Source organism: Thalassospira sp., assembly GCF_030690045.1.
In the GTDB taxonomy this organism is placed as follows: domain Bacteria; phylum Pseudomonadota; class Alphaproteobacteria; order Rhodospirillales; family Thalassospiraceae; genus Thalassospira.
Genome location: NZ_JAUYHK010000004.1, coordinates 1 through 3,249, shown reverse-complemented (window position 1 = coordinate 3,249; position 3,249 = coordinate 1). Strand labels below are relative to the sequence as shown.

Below are 3,249 nucleotides of genomic sequence, written 5' to 3'. Positions count from 1 at the left end.
TTTGCATGTCGGCCAGAAGGCGGGCGTTTTTGTCGTCGTAAATATCCGGGTCGCCCAGATGTGCCTCGATCTGCATTTTGCGGGTCGAGAGTTTTTCCATCTGTTTTTCAAGTTGTTCCACTGCCCGGCGCAGCGGGGCAGTGGCCTTGCGCTTGTTCTTGCTCTGGCGGGTGATCTTGTTTTTGCCGTTGCTGTTCCATTACCGGTCCTTCTGATCATGAGCGTCGGGGCGCGTGTTGGTGTGGTGATGTTACCGGAAGATACCGCCCAACCCGATGCGTTATGGGGGGCTGGCGGAGGAAAAAATGCATCAGCAAAAACGCAGCCGCACGGCGGGAGAGACGGACAACAGGCAGGTTGTTGAATAGGGGCGGGTTACAGCACGGATTGTAACGCCAGAGTTCAAGTCAAAAGGACAATCCAATTACCGATTGTCCTTTTCTATTGCCAATGACCTGATCAGAAATTGCAATAACTCTTTACGGTTACAGTATTTTGACTGTCATCAGCAGGTCTGGACCGCATCAATGTCATCGGTGATTGACATTGATGCGATAGAACCATATGACGGATAATGGTTGCAATTCAAGGTTTGGTTTTGCGATTAATATGCAATTTTTTACATCTCTAATGTTGATCTGCGGCGACACAGATTTCGGATGAGCGATCAACGCCAATGCAGGTGTTGTGTTTTGTGGTCCCGACATTGAAGACGTCCTGTTTGGGGGAATAAATGGCTTTGGGGTTTGGGTGTTTAATTCGGGGGCGAACCCTTGGGGCGTTTGTTGTTACATCGTTGTTCAGTACAGTGGTGCAGGCGGCGGATTTTACTGTTTCTGAGGGGGTAACCGATACGGTTGCCAAAACCCTGACCGCCGGGGAAACCGGATTGATCGAGCAGGGCGGGGTTCTCAATGTTACGACGGGTGACGCCATCACGCTTAACGCAGACGGGGTGCGTGTGACCAATAACGGCACGATCACGACGGTGGGTGGTACCGGGCGCGTGGGCATATTTGGCTCTGGGGGGGGCGCTACAAATGTGCAGTTTGTTAATAATGGTACCATTCGGACAGGCGCCAACAACGGTTATGGAATGGCCAGTTTGGGGGCGCGGTCTACATTTATCAATAATGGCACGCTTACGACAAGCGGTGCGAATGCCCATGCCATACATGGCGCCGGAGCCAATTCGACACTTGTCAATAACGGCACGCTTACGACAAGCGGAAATGATTCGTACGGTCTAAACAGCGCCAACGCCAATTCGACAATCGTTAATAGCGGTACGATTACGACAAGCGGAACAGATTCCTATGGCATCGGAAGCACCAATAGCGGTTCGACGCTTTCCAATAGCGGTACAATCACGACAAGCGGATCAAATGCCTTCGGCATGTACAATGACGGTGATGGTGTAACATCTGTCAATAGCGGTACGATTACCACAAGCGGCAGCGATGGCGCGGGCATTCGGGGCGACGGGAACAATTCGACACTTGTCAATAGCGGTGCGATTACCAGCACGAATGCCGACGGAATACGATCATCGGGTAGCAGCAACACCCTTACGGTCAGTGATGGCGGGACCGTCACCGTATCGGGTGCAGGACGTGCAGGGATCAGATCCACAGGGGCCAACGGGACGATCAATGTCAGCGGGACGGTGATTGCGACAGGGGCGGCGACACAGGCGATTGTGGGGTCGAGCAACCAGACCCTGAACATCAAGCCGGGTGCGACGATTGTCGGGACGATTGATCTTGGTGCGGGCACCAATGCGGTCAATATCGATACATCTGCCGGGGCGCGGTCATCGACCCTGAGCATCAGCAATGCCGGTACGGTGAATACATCGGCCAGCGGTGACGGGCTTGTCCTGCAAAGCGGATCGACGGTCGAGATTGTCGATCCCACCGGGTTTGCAGCCAACCGGGCGGCACTGGGAACGACAACGGTCGGCATTCATCAGGCGGTCAGCCAGCAACTGGCGCGATCCAATAAACCGCAACCGGTTGTGGTGGTGGCCAGTGATCTGGAACCGGGGATGCTGTATGCCGAGCAGATGCCGTTTGTGTGGGGGCAGGTTTTTGGTGGATACAAAAAACGCGGCGATGACGGGGCGAATTTGGGCTATCGCAGCCGGGTTGGCGGCGCGATCGGCGGATATGAAAAGCCGATTGGGGACCACAGTATCGGTGTGTTTGGTGGCGTGTCCGTTGCAGGCATGAAAACCGATATGGCGTCGGTTGAAGGCGACAGCAACGGGTTTTTTGTCGGCGGATATGGTGAATATGTGGTTGGGGACTGGGCCATTGATGGGGCGGTGGTCGTCGGGTATCAGCGCCATCAGGATGAACGCCTTGTGGTCGATAACCTGATTGGCGAGGAAACCGCACAATCAGATTACAACAGCGTCTATATCAGCCCGTCACTGGCGGTGATCCGGTCGATTGATATCGGCGGCGGGATTGAATTGCGGCCATCAGCCGAGGTTAATTACACCTATGGCTATTACGGTGAATACACCGAAACCGGCACGACATCGTCGAACCTGACGGTCAAGGGGCACGGGGTGGATGTGATCAATGGCCGTCTGCAACTGGCAGCCCGGCAGGATATTGCCGACGGTCTTGGCGAAATCGAACTGCGCGGCGGGATGAAATACAGCTATTTCGGGCGTGACAGCGTTGATGTCGGGCTGGGGAGCGGGCCGGTTGTGCGTTATCAGGGCACCGGGGATACGTCATCGTATGGGGGATATGTCGGGGTCAATATGCGCTATGACGTGGACCGGCGGATGACGGTTGTCGCGGACATGGAGCTGGGACTTGCCACCGGCGATGAACAATCGGCTTCGGGGTATCTGGGACTGGAATACCGGTTTTAGGGCGTTATATTTGTCGCATCCAGTTTGGCAATCGGGCTGCGGAGCTGATGGGCGCGGTCGATCCGTTCACGGCGTTCCGGGGTGTTGAGGGCTTCCCATAGATCGTTGCGGGTTTGCAGATTGATCCAGAATGCTGCACTGTTGCCAAAGACGCGGGCGAGAATAAGTGCTGTATCGGCGGTGATGCGACGGCGATTGTTGCACAATTCATTGGCATGTTTGCGCGGGACGCCCATCGCATCGGCCAGCGCCGTTTGCGTGATATTCATCGGTTCCATGAATTCCGTCACCAGCATTTCGCCGATACTGACGGGTTTGCGTTCTGTCATGATCATGGCAGGCCTCAGCGGTAAGCGTGG

The 3,249-nt window shown here is 55.1% G+C and carries 2 protein-coding genes; one reads left to right on the top strand and one right to left on the bottom strand.

Translation table 11 applies throughout. From position 1 onward, the window contains the following. Nucleotides 1-733 precede the first annotated feature (733 nt). The gene (locus Q8O73_RS02290) at nucleotides 734-2,890 is read left to right on the top strand and encodes an autotransporter domain-containing protein (RefSeq protein ID WP_305554316.1); all 2,157 of its coding nucleotides are present in this window, start codon (nucleotides 734-736) and stop codon (nucleotides 2,888-2,890) included. Here the strand turns inward: Q8O73_RS02290 and Q8O73_RS02285 are convergent. Beyond that, on the bottom strand, nucleotides 2,887-3,249 hold a 363-nt coding region (locus Q8O73_RS02285; protein WP_305554313.1), incomplete at its 5' end, for a HigA family addiction module antitoxin. The two genes, Q8O73_RS02290 and Q8O73_RS02285, sit on opposite strands and share 4 nt — an antisense overlap.

What these genes read in the sequence shown, in the direction of transcription:
- Q8O73_RS02290 (WP_305554316.1), top strand. Translation starts at nt 734, where the DNA reads ATGGCTTTGGGGTTTGGGTGTTTAATTCGGGGGCGAACCCTTGGGGCG.